We start from the raw sequence: 245 nt of genomic DNA on the forward strand, positions 1-245 counted from the left end.
AGTGTCCTGGCTCTAAGTCCAACTTATTTGTGCTTGAAAAGATAGCGGCGACTTATAAACATTCAGGATATTCTATTTGAGTAGAATTGCCTACTCACCCCTACGTGCTCTGTAGTATACCACCTCTCTTTGATTATACTATTATATTGAGATGCACACTAGAGTTTTGGTGGATTTGAGTTTGGGGTTGAGTTTGATTATATATTTGTGTCCGCGCAACGAAGGCGCGGGGAAATGGAGGAAAA

The organism is Catenibacterium sp. AM22-6LB (assembly GCF_003435615.1).
Lineage (GTDB): Bacteria > Bacillota_I > Bacilli_A > Erysipelotrichales > Coprobacillaceae > Catenibacterium > Catenibacterium mitsuoka_A.